Source organism: Pseudomonas sp. FH1 (assembly GCF_000510895.2).
GTDB lineage: Bacteria > Pseudomonadota > Gammaproteobacteria > Pseudomonadales > Pseudomonadaceae > Aquipseudomonas > Aquipseudomonas azotoformans_A.
Genome location: NZ_AOHM01000001.1, coordinates 41459 through 60477 on the forward strand (window position 1 = coordinate 41459; position 19019 = coordinate 60477).

At 61.2% G+C, this 19019-nt stretch carries 24 protein-coding genes; 13 read left to right on the forward strand and 11 right to left on the reverse strand.

From position 1 onward, the window contains the following. Positions 1–90: 90 nt before the first annotated feature. The 5 genes from cgtA to H096_RS00210 all read left to right on the forward strand — a co-directional run bounded on the left by cgtA (position 91) and on the right by H096_RS00210 (position 4844). Positions 91–1314, forward strand: coding sequence for an Obg family GTPase CgtA (gene cgtA / locus H096_RS00190; RefSeq protein ID WP_016976186.1), 1224 nt, complete (start codon positions 91–93; stop codon positions 1312–1314). 111 nt (positions 1315–1425) lie between these two features. Beyond that, a complete protein-coding gene (gene proB, locus H096_RS00195; RefSeq protein ID WP_033896188.1) occupies positions 1426–2544 on the forward strand; it encodes a glutamate 5-kinase in 1119 nt (372 codons plus the stop codon). A 15-nt stretch (positions 2545–2559) separates the two neighbouring features. Then, positions 2560–3024 carry a CreA family protein gene (locus H096_RS00200; protein WP_015885841.1) on the forward strand — a complete coding sequence of 155 codons (465 nt, stop codon included), beginning with the start codon at positions 2560–2562 and terminating at the stop codon, positions 3022–3024. Between the two features lie 101 nt (positions 3025–3125). Continuing rightward, positions 3126–3608: a glutathione peroxidase gene (locus H096_RS00205; protein ID WP_033896189.1), complete on the forward strand. Its 483-nt coding sequence runs from the start codon at positions 3126–3128 to the stop codon at positions 3606–3608. Positions 3609–3740: 132 nt separating this feature from the next. Beyond that, a complete protein-coding gene (locus H096_RS00210; RefSeq protein ID WP_033896190.1) occupies positions 3741–4844 on the forward strand; it encodes an NADH:flavin oxidoreductase in 1104 nt (367 codons plus the stop codon). On the opposite strand, the gene H096_RS00215 is transcribed toward H096_RS00210, so the two are convergent. Continuing rightward, positions 4813–6015, reverse strand: coding sequence for a glycosyltransferase family 1 protein (locus H096_RS00215; RefSeq protein ID WP_033896191.1), 1203 nt, complete (start codon positions 6013–6015; stop codon positions 4813–4815). The two genes, H096_RS00210 and H096_RS00215, sit on opposite strands and share 32 nt — an antisense overlap. A 54-nt stretch (positions 6016–6069) precedes the next feature. Continuing rightward, complete coding sequence (cysZ, locus tag H096_RS00220; RefSeq protein ID WP_033896192.1) at positions 6070–6837, reverse strand: sulfate transporter CysZ; 768 nt, start codon at positions 6835–6837, stop codon at positions 6070–6072. Positions 6838–7120: 283 nt separating this feature from the next. Here cysZ and trxB point away from each other — a divergent pair, with 283 nt between their 5' ends. Continuing rightward, complete coding sequence (gene trxB / locus H096_RS00225; protein WP_010206474.1) at positions 7121–8083, forward strand: thioredoxin-disulfide reductase; 963 nt, start codon at positions 7121–7123, stop codon at positions 8081–8083. 56 nt (positions 8084–8139) lie between these two features. On the opposite strand, the gene H096_RS00230 is transcribed toward trxB, so the two are convergent. From H096_RS00230 to H096_RS00255, 6 genes are all read right to left on the reverse strand, one after another. After that, entirely contained in the window at positions 8140–8478 is a 339-nt protein-coding gene (locus H096_RS00230) for a HopJ type III effector protein (RefSeq protein ID WP_033896193.1), read from the reverse strand. Further along, complete coding sequence (locus H096_RS00235; RefSeq protein WP_010206472.1) at positions 8471–8767, reverse strand: DUF1244 domain-containing protein; 297 nt, start codon at positions 8765–8767, stop codon at positions 8471–8473. The genes H096_RS00230 and H096_RS00235 overlap by 8 nt, the downstream gene beginning before the upstream one ends. 82 nt (positions 8768–8849) lie before the next feature. Further along, positions 8850–9221: a dihydroneopterin triphosphate 2'-epimerase gene (gene folX, locus H096_RS00240; RefSeq protein WP_033896194.1), complete on the reverse strand. Its 372-nt coding sequence runs from the start codon at positions 9219–9221 to the stop codon at positions 8850–8852. A 2-nt stretch (positions 9222–9223) separates the two neighbouring features. Next, positions 9224–9778, reverse strand: coding sequence for a GTP cyclohydrolase I FolE (gene folE, locus H096_RS00245; protein WP_033896195.1), 555 nt, complete (start codon positions 9776–9778; stop codon positions 9224–9226). A 20-nt stretch (positions 9779–9798) separates the two neighbouring features. Then, positions 9799–10509 carry a dihydromonapterin reductase gene (folM, locus tag H096_RS00250; protein ID WP_033896196.1) on the reverse strand — a complete coding sequence of 237 codons (711 nt, stop codon included), beginning with the start codon at positions 10507–10509 and terminating at the stop codon, positions 9799–9801. A gap of 57 nt (positions 10510–10566) precedes the next feature. Beyond that, a complete protein-coding gene (locus tag H096_RS00255) occupies positions 10567–11127 on the reverse strand; it encodes an antibiotic biosynthesis monooxygenase (RefSeq protein WP_033896197.1) in 561 nt (186 codons plus the stop codon). A gap of 215 nt (positions 11128–11342) precedes the next feature. Here H096_RS00255 and H096_RS00260 point away from each other — a divergent pair, with 215 nt between their 5' ends. Next, complete coding sequence (locus tag H096_RS00260; RefSeq protein ID WP_033896198.1) at positions 11343–12293, forward strand: MerR family transcriptional regulator; 951 nt, start codon at positions 11343–11345, stop codon at positions 12291–12293. A 2-nt stretch (positions 12294–12295) separates the two neighbouring features. On the opposite strand, the gene H096_RS00265 is transcribed toward H096_RS00260, so the two are convergent. Together H096_RS00265 and H096_RS00270 are read right to left on the reverse strand one after the other, a co-directional pair. After that, positions 12296–12901, reverse strand: coding sequence for a hypothetical protein (locus H096_RS00265; protein WP_033896199.1), 606 nt, complete (start codon positions 12899–12901; stop codon positions 12296–12298). 58 nt (positions 12902–12959) lie between these two features. Continuing rightward, the gene (locus H096_RS00270) at positions 12960–13427 is read right to left on the reverse strand and encodes a PAS domain-containing protein (protein WP_033896200.1); all 468 of its coding nucleotides are present in this window, start codon (positions 13425–13427) and stop codon (positions 12960–12962) included. A 128-nt stretch (positions 13428–13555) separates the two neighbouring features. On the opposite strand from H096_RS00270, the gene H096_RS00275 reads away from it, so the two are divergent. Then, positions 13556–14011: a flavodoxin gene (locus H096_RS00275; protein ID WP_033896201.1), complete on the forward strand. Its 456-nt coding sequence runs from the start codon at positions 13556–13558 to the stop codon at positions 14009–14011. Here the strand turns inward: H096_RS00275 and H096_RS00280 are convergent. Continuing rightward, positions 13992–14888 (reverse strand): LysR family transcriptional regulator, encoded by an 897-nt coding sequence (locus tag H096_RS00280; protein WP_033896202.1) that lies wholly within the window; start codon positions 14886–14888, stop codon positions 13992–13994. The genes H096_RS00275 and H096_RS00280 overlap by 20 nt on opposite strands. A 98-nt stretch (positions 14889–14986) precedes the next feature. Between H096_RS00280 and H096_RS00285 the strand changes: the two genes are divergently transcribed. The 5 genes from H096_RS00285 (at position 14987) to H096_RS00305 (ending at position 18898) form a co-directional block, all read left to right on the forward strand. After that, positions 14987–15358, forward strand: a complete 372-nt coding sequence (locus H096_RS00285) for a CidA/LrgA family protein (RefSeq protein WP_033896203.1) — start codon at positions 14987–14989, stop codon at positions 15356–15358. Next, entirely contained in the window at positions 15348–16034 is a 687-nt protein-coding gene (locus H096_RS00290) for an LrgB family protein (RefSeq protein WP_033896204.1), read from the forward strand. The genes H096_RS00285 and H096_RS00290 overlap by 11 nt, the downstream gene beginning before the upstream one ends. 150 nt (positions 16035–16184) lie before the next feature. Further along, a complete protein-coding gene (locus H096_RS00295) occupies positions 16185–16967 on the forward strand; it encodes a class II aldolase/adducin family protein (RefSeq protein ID WP_033896205.1) in 783 nt (260 codons plus the stop codon). Then, on the forward strand, positions 16967–17869 hold the full coding sequence (locus H096_RS00300; protein ID WP_033896206.1) for an alpha/beta hydrolase: 903 nt from the start codon (positions 16967–16969) through the stop codon (positions 17867–17869). Before H096_RS00295 ends, H096_RS00300 begins: the two co-directional genes overlap by 1 nt. A gap of 117 nt (positions 17870–17986) precedes the next feature. Beyond that, complete coding sequence (locus H096_RS00305; protein ID WP_033896207.1) at positions 17987–18898, forward strand: SDR family oxidoreductase; 912 nt, start codon at positions 17987–17989, stop codon at positions 18896–18898. Positions 18899–19019: the final 121 nt, after the last annotated feature.

The window sequence follows — 19019 nt, forward strand, 5'->3', positions numbered from 1 at the left end:
GGTCGCTGATTGAGGTCGCTGCGCTCATTTTTGCAAGAGTCTTATGTCTTGGTTTCTTAAGCTCGTCCGTGCGGCGAGAGGCGTTTTGTTATGAAGTTCGTTGATGAAGTTTCCATCCGAGTAAAAGCAGGCGACGGCGGTAACGGTTGCATGAGTTTCCGTCGCGAAAAATTCATCGAAAACGGTGGCCCCAACGGCGGTGACGGCGGTGACGGCGGTTCCATCTACATGATGGCCGACGAAAACCTCAATACCCTGGTCGACTACCGTTACACCCGGCACTTCGATGCCGAGCGTGGCTCCAACGGCGGCAGCACCGACTGCACCGGTAAGAAAGGCGAAGACCTGGTACTGCGCGTACCGGTCGGCACCACGATCATCGACTCCGCGACCCAGGAAGTGATCGGCGACCTGACCAAGGCCGGCCAGAAGCTGATGGTGGTACAGGGCGGCTGGCACGGTCTGGGTAACACCCGATTCAAGTCCAGTACCAACCGCGCGCCACGCCAGACCACGCCAGGCAAGCCGGGCGAGCAGCGTGACCTCAAGCTGGAAATGAAAGTACTGGCTGACGTGGGCCTGCTGGGTCTGCCGAACGCTGGCAAAAGTACCTTCATCCGCTCGGTTTCGGCCGCCAAGCCGAAAGTCGCCGACTACCCGTTCACCACCCTGGTGCCAAACCTCGGTGTGGTCAGCGTCGACCGTTGGAAAAGCTTCGTGATCGCCGACATTCCCGGCCTGATCGAAGGGGCTTCCGATGGCGCAGGCCTGGGGATTCGCTTCCTCAAGCACTTGTCGCGTACCCGTTTGCTGCTGCACCTCGTCGACATGGCGCCGCTGGATGACACCAGCGCACCGGACGCCGCCGAAGTGATCGTCAGCGAACTGACCAAGTTCAGCCCGGCCCTGGCCGAGCGTGATCGCTGGTTGGTGCTGAACAAGTGCGACCAGATCCTGGAGGAAGAGCACGAAGAGCGCGTCAAGGAAATCGTTGACCGCCTGGAGTGGGAAGGTCCGGTCTACGTGATCTCGGCCATTGCCAAAGAAGGCACCGAGCGCCTGACCCGCGACATCATGCGCTACCTCGAAGACCGCGCCGACCGCCTGGCGGCCGATCCTGTGTTCAAGGCTGAGCTGGCTGAGCTCGATCAACAGATCGAAGACGAAGCCCGTGCCCAGCTGCAAGCGCTGGACGACCAGCGTGCCCTGCGCCGCAGCGGCGTGAAGTCGGTCCACGACATCGGTGACGATGATTGGGACGAAGAAGACGTGGATGATGAAGACGGTCCTGAAATCATTTACGTGCGCGACTGAGTCGTTGCGATAAACTTGAACGCCGCTCCTGTTGGAGCGGCGTTTTAGTATCCGGGTTTAACGTTATGGGCCGCGCTGGGTCGCGCAGCCCTCAATCTAAGGTTGAAGATGATGCGGAGCAAAGTGACAGGTGCGCAGCGCTGGGTCGTAAAGATCGGCAGTGCGTTGCTGACGGCGGATGGCAAGGGGCTCGATCGCGCAGCCATGAGCGTCTGGGTCGAGCAGATGGTGGCCTTGCATGAGGCCGGTGTGGAGTTGGTGCTGGTGTCGTCCGGGGCGGTTGCCGCCGGGATGAGCCGCCTCGGCTGGACCGCGCGACCCAGCGCGATGCACGAACTGCAAGCCGCCGCCGCCATTGGTCAGATGGGCCTGGTGCAAGCCTGGGAATCGAGCTTTGCCGAGCACGGCCGCCATACGGCGCAGATCCTGCTGACCCACGATGACCTGTCCGACCGCAAGCGCTACCTCAACGCCCGCAGCACCTTGCGCGCGCTGGTGGAGCTGAAAGTCATCCCGGTGATCAACGAAAACGACACCGTGGTTACCGACGAAATCCGTTTTGGCGACAACGACACCTTGGCCGCCCTGGTGGCCAACCTGGTGGAAGCCGACCTGCTGGTGATCCTCACCGATCGCGACGGCATGTTCGACGCCGACCCGCGCAACAATCCGGAGGCCCAGCTGATCTACGAAGCCCGCGCCGATGACCCCGCGCTGGACGCCGTGGCCGGCAGTGTCGGCGGGGCCCTGGGCCGTGGTGGCATGCAGACCAAGTTGCGTGCGGCGCGTCTGGCGGCGCGTTCCGGTGCCCACACCATCATCGTCGGCGGGCGCATCGAGCGCGTGCTGGATCGTCTCAAGGCCGGCGAGCGCATCGGTACGCTGCTGTCGCCGGAACGCGGCATGCTGGCGGCGCGCAAACAGTGGCTGGCCGGTCATCTGCAAACCCGTGGCACTCTGGTGCTGGACGCTGGCGCCGTGTCTGCGCTGTCCCAAGGCAATAAGAGCCTGCTGCCGGTCGGCGTCAAGTTGGTACAGGGCAGCTTCCGCCGGGGCGAGATGGTGGTGTGCGTGGCGCCGGACGGTCGTGAGATCGCCCGTGGCCTGGCCAACTACAGCGCGCTCGAAGCGCAGAAAATCATTGGACAATCCTCCGATGCGATTGTCGGACTATTGGGTTACATGGCCGAACCGGAACTGGTTCACCGCGATAACCTGATCCTGGTCTAACCAAAGGAATACACCATGCGTGTCATGAAGGGATTGCTCGGCCTGCTGTTGGCCATGCCATTGTTGGCCTCTGCTGAAGAAATCGGCCAGGTGTCGACGGTGTTCAAGTTTGTCGGCCCCAACGACCGGATTGTGGTTGAAGCCTTCGATGACCCCAAGGTCGACGGCGTGACCTGCTACCTGTCCCGCGCCAAGACCGGCGGCGTCAAAGGCGGCCTCGGGCTGGCCGAAGACCGCGCCGAAGCCTCGATTGCCTGCCGCCAGGTCGGCCCGATCCGCTTCAAGGGCGAACTCAAGGACGGCGACGAAGTGTTCAAGGAGCGCACCTCCCTGGTGTTCAAGACCATGCAGGTGGTGCGCTTCCTCGACAAGAAGCGCAACACCTTGGTTTACCTGGTGTACAGCGACCGCCTGATCGAAGGCAGCCCGCAAAACGCCGTGACCGCCATTCCGATTTTGCCCTGGCCGACCGCTCAGTAACCCGCAGGCGGGTTTTGCAATCGGCGTCTATGATTGCAGGCTTGCGGGTTGTAATCTCGACGTGCCGCAATGCGAAGAACATGGGATATCTGGAGTTCGTCATGAGTGCTTTCCACGACCTGAAACTCAAAGCTTTGGACGGACAAGAGCTGCCGCTGGCGCCCTTCAAGGGGCAAGTGGTGCTGGTGGTCAACGTGGCGTCCAAATGTGGTTTGACCCCGCAATACGCCTCGCTGGAGAACCTCTACCAGCAGTACAAGGACCAGGGGTTTACCGTGCTTGGCCTGCCGTGCAACCAGTTTGCCGGCCAGGAGCCGGGCTCTGAAGAAGAGATCCGCGAGTTCTGCAGCCTTAGCTACGGCGTGACCTTTCCTTTGGGCAGCAAGCTCGACGTGAACGGCCCGGATCGTCATCAGCTCTACCGCTTGCTGGCGGGGGAGGGCGCCGAGTTTCCTGGGGACATCACCTGGAACTTCGAGAAGTTCTTGCTGGGCAAGGATGGGCGAGTGCTCGCACGCTTCTCCCCGCGCACGGCGCCGGACGATCCGACGATAGTCCAGGCCATCGAAAAAGCCTTGAGCTGAACAACCCTTCTGCAGGAGCCAGGCTGGCTCCTGCACTTTTACCCCTTAATCACCCAGATCAATAGTGCTACCCAGCACCTCGCGCTCCCCATATTATCCACATCATAAACCCCGACTTCCGTGGAGTGCCCCATGCCCGTCCAAGCCTTGTTCAAACCCTTCCAGCTCGGTGCGTTGCAACTGTCGACCCGCGTTGTCATGGCGCCGATGACCCGCTCGTTTTCGCCGGGCGGTATCCCCAACTCCAAAGTCATCGAGTACTACCGCCGCCGCGCCGCTGCTGGAGTGGGCCTGATCATCACCGAAGGCACCGTGGTCGGCCACCAGGCCTCGAACGGTTACCCCAACGTCCCGCACTTCTACGGTGAAGCCGCCCTGGCTGGCTGGAAGAAAGTCGTCGACGCGGTACATGCCGAAGGCGGCAAGATCGTCCCGCAGCTGTGGCATGTGGGCAGCGTACGTCGCATCGGCACCGAGCCGGATGCCAGCGTGCCAGCCTACGGCCCGATGGAAAAACTCAAGGATGGCAACGTGGTCGTGCACGGCATGACCCATCAAGACATCAAGGAGGTGATCAACGCCTTCGCCCAAGCCGCCAAGGATGCCCAGAGCATCGGTATGGATGGCGTTGAGATCCACGGCGCCCACGGCTATCTGGTCGATCAGTTCTTTTGGGAAGGCAGCAATCAGCGTACCGACGAATACGGCGGCAGCCTGGCCAACCGCTCGCGCTTTGCCATCGAGCTGATCCAGGCCACCCGCGCCGCCGTCGGTCCGGACTTCCCGATCATCTTCCGTTTCTCCCAGTGGAAGCAGCAGGATTACACCGCGCGGCTGGTACAAACTCCTGAGGCGTTGGGCGAATTTCTCAAGCCGTTGTCTGACGCGGGTGTGGACATTTTCCACTGCTCCACGCGCCGTTTTTGGGAGCCTGAATTCGAAGGGTCCGACCTCAACCTCGCCGGCTGGACTCGCCAGCTCACCGGCAAACCGACCATCACTGTGGGCAGTGTCGGCCTGGATGGCGAGTTCCTGCAGTTCATGGTCAACACCGACAAGGTCGCGCAACCGGCCAGCCTCGAGAAGCTGCTGGAGCGCCTGAATAACGATGAGTTCGACTTGGTGGCGGTAGGGCGTGCGCTGCTGGTCGATCCGGATTGGGCGTTGAAGGTGCGCGAAGGCCGCGAGGGCGACATCCTGCCCTTCAGTCGTGAGGCGTTGACGACCCTGGTGTAAGCGGCGACAGGGCGGGCACCGGGTGCCCGTCCTTGCAGACCCCGCGCAACTGGCGTTCGAATTGCTCGATGATCGCCGGCCAACCCTGGCGACTCGCATGCTGACGTGCATTCAGGCGCATGCGACGCAGGCTTTCGGCGTCCTCCAGCAGCCAGTTGGCCGCCTCGCAAAACGCGTTCTCATCCCCCGGCATCGCCAGCACGCCGTTGTAGCCATGGCGAATATGCTGCGTCGCCGCTGCCTGATCGTAGGCCACCACACCCAACCCCGACGCCATCGCTTCCAGCACCACATTGCCGAAGGTTTCGGTCAGGCTGGGGAACAGGAACACATCACCTGACGCGTAGTGCCGCGCCAGTTCCTCACCGCGCAAGGTGCCGCAGAAGATCGCCTCCGGCAGTTCTTTCTCCATCGTCGCGCGTTGCGGGCCATCACCGACGATGATCAGCTTCATCTGACGCAGAGGATAGGTGTCCTGCAAGGTCTCGAAGCAGCGCTTGAGCAACCCCAGGTTTTTCTCCTGGGCCAACCGGCCCACATAGAGCACGGCGGTTTGTTCACTGTTCAGCGCCCAACTTTCCCGCAATGCATTGTCGCGTTTGGCCGGGTGGAACAACTGGCTGTCCACTCCGCGCGACAACATGCCCAGACGCTCGAAATGCTTGCGTTCCAGTTCCAGGCGCTGGCTGGCGCTGGGCACTAGGGTCAGGGTCGAGCGGTTATGGAACCAGCGCAGATAGTGAGTGACCATCCGGCTCAGCATACTCATGCCATATTGGTTCGAGTACTGCTGGAAGTTGGTGTGAAAGCCGCTGACCACGCTGATCCCCAGGCGACGTGCGGCGCGCAGCGCGGACAAACCTAGCGGTCCTTCCGTGGCGATGTACAGCACGTCCGGGCGGTGACGGGTCCAGCGCCGCAGCAATTTGTGCATCGACGACTGCCCCCATTGCAGGCCCGGATAACCCGGCAGCGGCCAGCCACGGCACAGCAGCAAGGCGTCGTCGCTGGGGCGGCTCTGGTCGACGCCCTGGCGCGGACGCACCAGCTCGACTTGATGGCCACGGGCACGCAAACCCTCGCACAGGCGACCAAGGGTATTGGCCACCCCGTTGATCTCTGGCGGGAAGGTTTCGGTAATGAGGGTGATGTGAAGCGAGGCTGTCGTCATGACCCACAGTGTCGCCGTGGGCCATGTCGTCATTGTGTCATCGAGATGATGGATTTATGACTGGGTCACTTTTTGCTGCTGTGCCATTGCCTCGGCACCTTGTTCACGCACCCAGAACAACGTGGCGCCGGCCACCGCTGCGGGCATCATCAACAGGTTGACCACCGGCACCAGCAGTACCAGATAGACGATCCCGCCGAAGCTCATGCTCTGCCAGCGTTTCTGGCGCAGCCAGGCGAGCATCTCGTTCCAGCCCAGCTTGTGGTTATCCGCCGGGTAGTCGATGTACTGGATCGCCATCATCCACACGCCAAACAACAGCCACAGCGGGGCGGCGATCAGGTTGACCACGGGTATGAACGACAGGATAAACAGGCCAATGGCCCGTGGCAGGAAGTAGCCCAGCTTGCGCATCTCGCGGGCCAGGGTGCGCGGGACCATGGCGATCAACTCGCCCCAGCTGAAGGCCGGGAAATCATCGGTGCCGCGTACCACCACTTCCACTTTCTCCGAGAGAAAGCCGTTGAAGGGCGCGGCGATGATGTTGGCCAGCATGGTGAACGTGAAAAACACCATCAACACCACCAGCACGACAAACAGGGGCCAGAGCAGGTAGTTCAGAAAGCTCAGCCAAGTCGGCAGCGTCGGCATCAGATGATCGACCCACAGGCTGAACTGATGACCGGCGAAATAGATCAAGCCGACGAACAGCACCAGGTTGATCACCAGCGGCAGCAGCACAAACAGGCGCAGGCCGGGGCTCAACACCAGTTTGAGGCCTTCACGCAGGTATTGCGGGCCGGAAAGAGCAGGGGCGGGCATGGAGAACTCCGAACAAAGTGACGAACGCGCCGACCTTACCGGCTTTGTTTAACAGGCGAAAGCGGCGACATCAGTGGTAACAAAGGTGTTGATCAACAGTGGTGACTGCATAGAGACCACCTATGAGCTGGATTGTTATTCCGTATTTCCTTAATCTTGCCCCCCTCGATACGCTGCACCCATTATTTTTCAGGGTCTGCGAGTTGAAGCCTTCCCCAAGTGCTTCGTGGTCCCTTTTTTATTCCAGCCGCCTTGTAGTCTGGGTGGTCGATAGGAGTGAGTCATGTCTGATACCCGTCATTCGCGAGTGATTATCCTGGGTTCCGGCCCTGCCGGTTACAGCGCTGCGGTCTACGCTGCCCGGGCCAACCTCAAGCCGCTGCTCATCACTGGCATGCAGGCGGGTGGTCAACTGACCACCACCACCGAAGTCGACAACTGGCCGGGCGACGTCCACGGCCTGACTGGCCCGGTGCTGATGGAGCGCATGAAAGAACACGCTGAACGTTTCGAAACCGAGATCGTGTTTGACCACATCAACCAGGTCGACTTCTCCAAGAAGCCTTACAGCCTGACCGGCGACAGCGGCGTGTACACCTGTGACGCGCTGATCATCGCCACCGGCGCCAGCGCCCGCTACCTGGGCCTGCCATCGGAAGAAGCGTTCATGGGCAAGGGCGTTTCCGCCTGCGCGACCTGCGATGGTTTCTTCTACCGCAACAAGCCAGTCGCCGTAGTCGGTGGCGGCAACACCGCCGTGGAAGAAGCGCTGTACCTGGCCAACATCGCCAGCACCGTGACCCTGGTTCACCGCCGCGAGACCTTCCGCGCCGAGAAGATCCTGATCGACAAGCTGCACGCCCGTGTGGCTGAAGGCAAGATCATCCTCAAGCTCAACGCCACCCTGGACGAAGTTCTGGGCGACAACATGGGCGTGACCGGTGCCCGCCTGAAGAACAACGACGGTAGCTTCGACGAGCTGAAAGTCGACGGCGTGTTCATCGCTATCGGCCACACCCCGAACACTTCGCTGTTCGAAGGCGTGCTGGAAGCCAAAGACGGTTACCTGGTGGTGCAGGGCGGCCGCGAAGGCAACGCGACTGCCACCAACATCGAAGGCATCTTCGCTGCCGGTGACGTGGCCGACCACGTCTACCGCCAGGCCATTACCTCGGCCGGCGCCGGTTGCATGGCGGCACTGGATGCCGAGCGTTACCTCGACGGTTTGAAGGATGCGTCGTTCTAAATCGTTGAAATAAAAAAACCGGCTGAGAGGCCGGTTTTTTTATGTCCGCGATTTGATCAGCGACGGGTCAGCGGCAGTGCGCTGAATTTCACACCGGCCAAGCCATTCGCAATCAACGCACGGATATTGCCGTGATCGCTGCCCTCAGGCGTCGCCACTACCGAGCGGTAATGCTCACCAAACGCCAGCAGTGCTTCCTGATCGCTCAAGCCTTCCAGCAACGCCAGGCCTAAGGTCTTGCACGAGCCTTCATTCTGCCCAGCGGCATTTTCCACGTCGCCATTGGTAAAGGCTTGCGGCTGGTAGTCATAACCTGCAGTGACGAACGCCAGGGTATCGGCAAAAACATGTTCGCCACTGTTGAGGCTGGCGCGCAGGGTGTTCAGATCAGTCATGGGTTTTTCCTTTGGCGAACGCCGCCTGTTGGTCGGCGCTGGCTTCTTTCTGGTATTGGGCTTTCCACTCGGCGTACGGCATGCCGTACACCACTTCACGGGCGTCATCGAGGCTCAGCTCGATCTGGCGCTCGTCGGCCTCGGCCTTGTACCACTTGGACAAGCAGTTGCGGCAAAAGCCCGAGAGGTTCATCAGGTCGATGTTCTGCACATCCTTGCGGCTGTCCAGGTGCGCCACCAGCCGGCGGAAGGCGGCGGCTTCGAGTTCGAGGCGTTGTTGATCGTTCATAGTGGTCTCTTCGAGACAGCTTCAAGCGGGCAAGCTTCAAGCTGCAAGTTGGAATGGGTTGGCTTTAGCTTGCAGCTTGTAGCTAACGGCTTGCAGCTAACGTTATCGAAACCGACTCGGCAAAGCGCAAGGCATGGGGCTTGTCCACTTCGACTTCGGCGTACAGCACCGACTCATTGCCCATCACCAGGTCCAGCAGCTCCTGGGTCAGGCGCTCCAGCAGGGCAAAGCGGTTGCCCTCGACGTGGGCGATGATCGCCTTGGTGATGGTGCGGTAGTTCAGCGCATGGTCAATGTCATTGTCGCGCACGGCTTCCTGGGCGGCATACAGGATGGTCAGGTTGATCAGCACATCCTGCTTGTTGAGGATCTCGTCCTCGTTGATGCCGATGTACGTGCGCAGGCACAGGTCCTTGACCCGGATGCGCGCCATGCCTGGTTGAAGTTGTGGCATTGCTACTTGCTCCGTCCGATCAGTTGCAGGAACTCCATGCGCGTGGTGTTCGACTCGCGGAACGCGCCGAGCATCACCGAGGTGTTCATGGTTGAATTCTGTTTTTCCACGCCGCGCATCATCATGCACATGTGCTGGGCTTCGATCACCACGGCTACCCCGGCGGCCTGGGTCACGTCCTGGATCGCGTCGGCGATCTGTCGGGTGAGGTTTTCCTGGATCTGCAGGCGCCGGGCGAACATGTCGACGATGCGCGCCAGCTTGGACAGGCCCAGCACCTTGCCGGTGGGGATATAGGCCACATGGGCCTTGCCGATGAAGGGCAGCAGGTGGTGCTCGCACAACGAGTACAACTCGATGTCCTTGAGGATCACCATCTCGTCATTGTCGGAGGTAAACAGCGCACCGTTGACGATCGTTTCCAGGCTCTGCTCATAGCCGTGACACAGGTACTGCATGGCCTTGGCGGCGCGCTTGGGGGTGTCGAGCAGGCCTTCGCGCTCCGGGTCTTCGCCCAGGCCTTTGAGGATCTCGCGGTAGTGATGGGGCAGGGTCATACAACATCCTCACAAACGGCTTACTTGATATGCCGCCCGCCGTTGACGGTCAGGGTGGTACCGGTGACATAGGGGTTATCCAGCAAATAGCGCACGCTCTGGTAGATCACCTCGGGGCCGGGTTCGATGCCCAGTGCCGACTTGGCCAGTACCTTGGCGCGGTAGGCGGCGTCGTCGCCTTCGTTGAACATCACCATTGCCGGGGCGATGCCGTTGACCTTGATCGACGGCGCGAACTGCGCGGCAAATGACAGCGTGAGGCTGTCGAGGCCGGCCTTGGTGGCGCAATAGGCAATGTGCTGGCGGCTGCCCTTGCGCACCACGTCATCGCTGATGTGCACGATGTCTGCGGGAGAAGAGCGTTGCAGCAAAGGTGAACAATGCAGGTTGATCAGATACGGCGCAAGCATGTGCACGCTGAACATGTCGGTAAAGGCGTGACTTTCTTCGTCGGGCGTTTCGGCGATCCAGGCCGAGGCGTTGTGGATGATCGCGCGCAGGCGTTGGGTATGGGTGTTCAGTTCAGCGATAAACGCCAGGATGCCGGCCTCGCTGGATAAATCGGCAAACACCCCAATCGCTCCGCGTTCGCGCAGGGCCTGTACGCCGGGCCGCTCGCTGCGGTAGCTGAAAATCACCGGATGGCCGTCGTCCAGCAGGCGCTGGGCGCAATGCAGACCGACACGCTGGCCGGCGCCGGTGATCAGGATCGGGGCGTTCGTTGCAGTCATGGGAGGCTCGAGTCGCTGGCAGATTGAAACTATACCAGCGACTGGGCGCCCCTGTACTCAAGCAGCGGCTTCGCCGGCCTTGCGTGGGGTCGGTACAGGATGCAGCCAATTGGCCAACAGATGGGTCGACAGCGGGATGAACCAGTACACCATCAGCGGCGTAAGGGCCATGGTGCTGACCAGCACGCGCGGCGCCAGGTCGAGCCCGTTGAGCAAAGGGCCCAGGACAAAGTTGAACAGCAGCGACACCGGGAAAAACGCCAACCAGATCGCCACCGCCTGCTTCCAGCGTGGTGGGCGGGCGCCGACTGCGCCGAACCAGCCATCGATACCGCGTACGCGGTGCTCGGACGGGTTGGCAAACAGCTCGCTGCCACGGCTTAACCAGGTACTGCGGGAGGCCGAAAATTCCCAGGCATGCAGGGTCTTTTCATCGGCGAAGCGGAAAATGATCTGGAATTCATCATCGTTGGGCGGCGGCGCGAGGACACCTGAACCCAGGTAGCCGGGAAAGTCCGTGGCCAATTGCTCGCCTTCGCGCAGCCAGGCCATCAGTTCTTCGTAGCGACCCTTGGCCACGCGGCGCGCAACCATCAGGGTGACGGGAGAGGTAGACATTGTGCATCTCCAAATAAGCGAGTGCGCTGGGCCGGGTAGGCGGCACACAAACGAGGCTGCGGGGTGTTGCAGCGACGTAGAAAAAACAGGCAAGGATTATTCCTGTTTTAGCGAAATACACCAGATACTTTGGTCGGTTCGTCGTTCAGCTTGTGTCGATCCGCTGAAAAAGCGTTAAATGGGATCCAAATCGACACGGATGTTTTTGACCTCTGATGCCCGAAACTATTGCTCCTCAACGCGAAACGATTTCCGACAACGGAAGCGCTTGCGACGATCTTTTCCCTATCCGCGAAGTCGCTCGGCTGACCGGCGTCAACCCGGTGACCTTGCGTGCCTGGGAACGGCGCTATGGCCTGATCCAACCCACCCGCACCGAAAGTGGGCATCGGTTGTACTCGCGCACAGACATCGACACTGTGCACCGGATTCTCGACTGGATTGAACGCGGCGTGGCGGTGAGCAAAGTGGGGCGGATCCTGGCGCGCGACGCGTTGCTCAGCGAACCGGATGCCGCCCTCGGCGCGGAAGTGGAATGGGAGCAATGGCGCGGGCAATTGCGCCAGGCAATCAGCGCATTCGATGACCGCCAATTGGACCGTTTGTACGGCCAGATCTTTTCCGCCTATCCCCTCGCCGTGGTGTTCCAGGACATTCTCATGCCGCTCTGGCAGGCATTGTTGCGTCACCAAGGCCGCTTCGGCCAGGCCAGCGAGTGGCTGTTCTTCGATAATTTCCTGCGCTCGCGTACGGCGCAACGTTTGCAGATGGCCGCCGCCGCGCCGATGCCTCGAGTGTTGCTGGCCGCCGTAGCCGGGGAGTGCCGCGAGCTGGAGTTGCTGGTCGCGGGTTTGTTGATGTCTGGGGAAAAACAAGCGGTCAAGGTCTTGGGCGTGGGACAGCCATTCGATGAGTTGACGCTGATCTGTGAAAAGACCCAACCCCGAGCCTTGGTGCTGTTTTCCAATCGCGCCCCCAGCAGCGAGCTGCCGTTGCGGCTCAAGCGTCTGGCGCTGACCCTGGATTGCCCGTTGTTGTTGGCCGGTGATGCAGCGGACTTGGCGCAGGAAAGCCTCGCCGGTTCATCCATCGGCTGCCTGGGTAATGAAGGCCGGTTGATGCAGCGCCGCTTGCAGCAGTTTCTGGGCGGTGGCCTGGATACCTGATCTCAGGCGTGGACTTCAGGATGGACCAGGCGGTGCTGGTGCAGGATGAACTGGCGCAGGCGCTCGGTTTCGTCGACGTCGCCCTGGCTCAGCCGATAGGCGAACAGCCCGCGCGCGGTTTCCCGTTCGAAGGTTCCGCGCAACGCAATGCGCTCGTAACCTGAAGGACTGAACCACAGTGAAAAGGTTTTCGGCGGCTTGACCCGGCCCCGAATCTCCACCAGCACACCCTTGAACGACACCTCGTGCACCCACAATGCACCCGGGGTGCCCTTGATATTTTCCAGTGCCACCGGGGTTTCCAGCGCCAGGCGCCAGGGGCGGATCATCGGCCCGTCCTCGAAAATACTCGGTACGCCCAGGCGCAGGTGAACCGCATGGAACTCATCTTCCACCAAGTGCAGCGGGAAGGTCAGTTGCTGGTTGTCAAATTGCGCCTGGAGGGTGACATGGTCATGGGCGGCGAGCCGGGTCAGCAAGTCGCGAATCTGCGCACCGCCGTTGACGGTCAGGCTCGACGAGGCATCCCGCAGGTTCAGTTGCGGGTTGTGTTGCATGTTCTGAATGAAGTCCAGTTCATCCTGGGTCAGAAGCGCGTCACGTTGCATCGCTCGTGCTCATTAGAGGGTACTAAAATGCCATTATCCCCCCTAATGACCTCCTTACCTAAATTTTGTTAGATCCGCTCGTCGCCTTGAGCACCGCCAGTTCAGCCTTGAGCTGCGCCAGTTCGGTCTCCAGCTGGGTGACGCGCTGCTGGGCTTTGACTTGCAGTGTGACGTCCTTTTGCACACCGACGAAGTAAGTCTGCTTGTCCGCTTCGTTGTACACCGACGATAGCGACAGCTCGTTCCAGAAGTGGCTGCCGTCCTTGCGGTAATTGCGCAGGATTTCCCGGCAGGCCCCGCCATTTTCCATCGCTTCCCGAATCGCCATCAGCGCAGGCTGGTCACGGTCGCCCGATTGCAGGAAACGGCAATCCTGATAGAGGATTTCATCCAGGGTGTAGCCGGTCAGGCGTTCGAATGCCGGGTTGACGTAGATCAGCGGCTTGTCCTTGCCTTCGCGCTCGGCGACGACGATGCCGTCGTTGGAAGCGTTGACGACCAGTTGCATCAGCTTGGCGTTAATCATTGAGCGGTCCATGGCTTGTTTTCGAGCCTGGAGTTTATGGCAACTGTCGAATGTTGCACGGGCTGCGCCGAAATAATTGCCCCAGCTGTTAATATCCCAGGCTTTCACTCAACTACAGGATCAGATTGATGAAAGTCGCCATCCTTTCCGGCTCGGTCTACGGCACCGCTGAAGAAGTCGCCCGCCACGCTGCCGATATTCTCAAGGCCGCCGGCTTCGAGGCCTGGCACAACCCCCGCGCCACGTTGGCGGATGTGCAAGCTTTCGCGCCGCAAGCTTTCCTGGCGGTGACGTCCACCACCGGCATGGGCGAGTTGCCCGACAACCTGCAGCCCCTGTATTCGATGATTCGCGATCAACTACCTGCCGCCTGGCGTGGCCTGCCCGGTGCGGTGATCGGCCTGGGCGACGCCAGCTATGGCGATACCTTCTGCGGCGGCGGCGAGCAAATGCGCGAGCTGTTTGGTGAACTCGGCGTGCGCGAAGTGCTGCCGATGCTGCGCCTGGATGCCAGCGAAAGCGTCACCCCGGAAGCCGACGCTGAACCGTGGCTGGCCGAGTTGGTCACTGCACTGCGCGGCTGACCGGAAATTCCCGCAATAACGCCAGCCAGGCCTGGGCGGCTTTCGACAGATAGGCGCCCGCACGCCAGGTAAACGCAATGTCCCAGCGCAGGTCGTCGGGCGCCTTGAGCGTCAGGCGCACCACGCCCGGTCGCACCAGCCCACGGGCAACCACACTGGGCAACAGCACCACGCCCTGGCCCGCCGCGACCAGGGCGGCGAGGAAATCCGCCTGGCCGCTACGGCCGATTTCCCTCGGAGTGAAACCCACCTGCTGGCAAGCCTGGATCAACCGATCATTGAGCACAAAGCTGCGCTGGTACATCAGGAACGGCGTGTCCGCCAGTTCCTCCAGGCGCACCTGGGCGTTCTGCGCCAGCGGGTGATCCATCGGCAGCAGGGCGTCGAGCGGCTCATCGCAGAAGGCTTGCCGGGCGAAGGCCGGATCACTGGAATTCAGGCAGCCACCCACATCCAGTTCACCATTGAGAATGGCCTGTTCGATCGTGCGGCTGCCGCCTTCCAGCAGTTGGATGGTGACCTTCGGGTAGCGCCTGCGGTACTCGGCAAACAGTCCCGCAAACAACGTATCCCCCGCCAATAGCGGCAGGCCCAGGCGCAACTCGCCGCGGGCCAGTTGCTGCATGTCATCCAGCTCACTCAGCAATTCCGTCTGCAAGCGCAGCATGGCTTCAGCCCGTTGCAGCACCACTTCGCCGGCAGCGGTCAGGCGAATGTGTGAACCGGTGCGCTCCAACAGCGGTGTGCCCAGGCTTTGTTCCAGTTGCGCCACCTGTTTACTGACGGCGGATTGACTGATGTGCAGGGTTTTCCCCGCTTGGGTAAAACCGCCTCGGTGGATCACTTCGACAAAGCTGCGCAGCTGTTTGAATTCCATGATCAGGATTCCCATTTGGAATAGTTGGCAGTCTAACAATTCGCTGTGGGGATGGGGTGCGCGTCTCTAAAATGGAGGCCTGCGAGGAACCAAAGCCCATGAAACGTTTCACCCGTCTGTTGATTGAATTGGTCGTGCTGTTGGCCATTTACCTGCTCGGTTGCCAATTGGCCGTGTGGCTGGCGTGGCCGATCCCTGGCGGCGTGGTGGGGCTGGGCCTGCTGCTGGCAACCTTCGCCAGCGGCCTGGTCAAGCCGGCGGCCCTGCAATTGGGCGCCGGAGTATTGATGGCTGAAATGTTGCTGTTCTTCATTCCTGCGCTGATGAGCCTGCTGGACTACGGCGGCCTGTTGCGCAATGACGGCTGGCGTATCCTGCTGGTGATTGGCTTCAGCACGCTTGCGGTGATGTTGGTGACCGCGTTCACCGTCGAACTGGTGTGCCGCTGGAGGCTGCGCCATGAAGCTTGAGCTGATGCCGGTGTTCTGGCTCGCCTTGACCTTGGGCGCGTATGTCTTCAGCCGGTGGATCTACCGTCGCACCGGGCGTTACCTGTTGTCGCCGCTGATCCTGGTGCCGGTACTCTTGCTGGCCGTGGCGGTGCCGATGAACACCGCCTACGCGGAATACTCCGCTGACACCCATTGGTTGATGCTGGTGCTGGGCCCGGTGACCGTGGCCTTCGCGGTGCCGATCTGGCAGCAGCGCACGTTGCTGGCGCGTTACTGGTCGGCCTTGTTGCTGGGCATGATCGCCGGCAGCGTGGCCTCCATCGCCACCTCATTCGGCTTGGCCAAGGCGTTGGCGCTGGACACCTCGGTGACGATGTCCCTGGTGCCGCGCTCCATCACCACGCCGTTCGCCATGCCCGTGTCGTCCGACTTGGGTGGCGTGCCGGAACTGACGGCCGTGTTCGTGATGTTCACCGGTGTGTTCGGCGCCATGCTCGGCGGTGTGCTGCTCAAGTGGTTGCCATTGCGCACCCCCTTGGCGCGCGGCGCGTTGTTTGGGGTGGGTGCCCACGGTGCGGGCGTGAGCCGAGCACACGAAGTGGGCGGTGAAGAGGGCTCCGTCGCGGGCTTGGTGATGGTGTTGACGGGACTGCTCAACCTGTTCGCCGCGCCTTTATTGGCGGCACTTCTCTGACGTCGCTTGGATGGATTTCAACTATTCTCAACGCTGACTCGTACGGTCATCAAGCTGGCTGCCAAGGCAACTACGGCGGCCACGGCGTCTGACTAGACTGGCCCATCACTCAAAAAAACAACAAGAAAGTGCGCCAAGGAGGTCGTTGCCGTGAGCCTAGCCCCCGTTCTATCGCCACAGAATGTCAAAGATCAGGTCAGCGCTGCCGAATGGCAGACCCGTGTCGACCTGGCTGCCTGCTACCGCCTGGTGGCGATGCATGGTTGGGATGACCTGATCTTCACCCACATCTCGGCCAAGGTGCCGGGCACTGATGATTTCCTGATCAACCCCTATGGCCTCATGTTCCACGAGATCACTGCGTCGAGCCTGGTCAAGGTCGACCAGGCCGGCAACAAGCTGATGGACAGCCCCTACGAGATCAATCCGGCGGGCTACACCATCCACAGCGCCATCCACGAAGTGCGCCACGACGTAACCTGCGTGCTGCACACCCACACCGCTGCCGGTGTTGCGGTGGCGGCGCAGAAGCAAGGCGTGTTGCCGATCAGCCAGCAATCGATATTCGTGCTGTCGAGCCTGGCCTATCACGCCTACGAAGGTGTGGCGCTGAATCACGAAGAAAAGGCCCGCCTGCAGGCCGATCTGGGTGACAACAATTTCCTCATGCTGCACAACCACGGCCTGCTGACCTGCGGCAGCACCATCGCCGACACCTTCCTGATGATGTTCACGTTCCAGCGCGCCTGCGACATCCAGGTGCTGGCGCAAAACGGTGGTGCTGAATTGATCGGCATCGGCCCACAGATTCTCGCTGGCGCCAAGGCAATGGTGGCGGCTGTCACAAAGAGCGCACAAGGTATGGGGGGCGCGCTGGCCTGGCCGGCGTTGCTGCGCAAGCTGGACACTCAAGACCCTGGGTATAGAAGCTGATGCCACTCGCCGAGATCCCGCTGAGAGCCTGGCGCAAACGCAGCCAGACGTTCGACTTCCACGGCCGCACCATCCGTTATTGGGTGGCGGGGCAGGGTGAACCGTTGCTGCTGATCCATGGCTTTCCCACCGCCAGCTGGGACTGGCACTACCTGTGGCAGCCCCTGGCCCAACGCAACCTGGTGATTGCCTGCGACATGCTCGGTTTTGGTGACTCGGCCAAGCCACTCGATCACGGATACTGCCTGCTGGAGCAGGCGGATTTGCAACAAGCCCTGCTGGAACATCTGCGCGTGGAGCAGCCGGTGCATGTGCTGGCCCACGACTACGGTGACAGTGTCGCCCAGGAACTGCTGGCCCGGCACTACGAGAGTCGCTTTCAGATGGCCAGCTGCGTGTTTCTCAACGGCGGGTTGTTTCCCGAAACCCATCGCCCGGCATTGGTGCAAAAACTCTTGCTCAGCCCGCTGGGCTGGATGATCGGCCGTGCCTTTGGGCGCAATGCCCTGGCAAACAGTTTCAGCCAGATCTTTGGCCCCAACACCCGCCCCAGCGAAAGCGCCCTGGATGATTTCTGGAGTTTGATCGACTGCCATGAAGGCACGCGCATCCTGCACAAACTCATTGCCTACATCCCTCAACGCAGGCGTATGCGTGAGCGTTGGGTGGCGGCGATGCAACAGGATGAAGTGCCACTGCGGGTGATCGATGGCGAGATCGACCCGATCTCCGGCGCTCATATGGTAGAGCGTTACCGCGAGTTGGTGCCCCACGCCGACACGGTGCTGCTGGCCAATATCGGCCACTACCCGCAGATCGAGGCGCCGGTTCAGGTGCTCAAGCACTACCTGGCGTTCCGTGATCGGATTGGGCAACCGGCACCACGATTGGCCTATTCCTGAGCTGACGATTATCCCCCAGCCTTATCGAGCACCATTCAGCCCTGGCCGGCTTTATTGTGACCAAAGCCCCCGTGCCTGACACTCGACCCATTCCCATTGTCGCCTTTGGAGTTCGGTATGAGTCAGTCAGTGCAGTTCCAGGATAAGGTCGTGATAGTCACCGGTGCCGGCGGCGGGTTGGGCCGGGCGCATGCGCTGCTGTTCGCCAAACATGGCGCCAAGGTGCTGGTCAACGATCTGGGCGGTTCCACCCAGGGCGAAGGCGCCAATGCTTCGGCTGCCGACCGTGTGGTGGCGCAGATCCGCGAAGCCGGTGGTATCGCCGAAGCCAACCATGACTCTGTCACCGACGGTGACAAGATCGTGCAGAACGCCCTCGACGCCTTTGGCCGTATCGACGTGGTGGTCAACAACGCCGGCATCCTGCGCGACAAGACCTTCCATAAAATGGACGACAGCGACTGGGACCTGGTTTACCGGGTGCATGTCGAGGGCGCCTACAAAGTCACCCGCGCCGCCTGGCCCCATCTGCGCGAGCAAGGTTACGGGCGGGTGATCTTCACCGCGTCCACCTCGGGCATCTACGGTAACTTCGGCCAGTCCAACTACGGCATGGCCAAGCTGGGCCTGTATGGACTGACGCGCACCCTGGCGCTGGAAGGTCGCAAGAACAACATCCTGGTCAACGCCATCGCCCCAACCGGTGGTACGCGCATGACCGAAGGCTTGATCCCGCCGCAGGTGTTCGAGCGCCTCAAGCCGGAGTTGGTCAGCCCATTGGTGGTGTACCTGGGCAGCGAAGCCTGCCAGGAAACCTCGGGGTTGTTTGAGGTGGGCGGCGGCTGGATCGGCAAAACCCGCTGGGAGCGCAGCCTGGGCGTGGGCTTTGATCCGCAAGCGGGCTTCTCGCCCGATGACGTGGCGGCGCATTGGCAGCAGATTTGCGACTTCGAAGGAGCGGCTCACCCCAAGGACAACATCGAGGCGTTGAAGGAGATGATGGCCAATTTGCAGAAATTCAGCCTGTGATCGTTGCTTGAAAAAGCTTGAATGCTACGGGGCGCTGAGGGCGCCCCGTTTTATTCCATGCATAAAAAAGGCCGCTGCATAGGCAGCGGCCGAAGTAAGACGTTGGATCAAGGAGCGACAA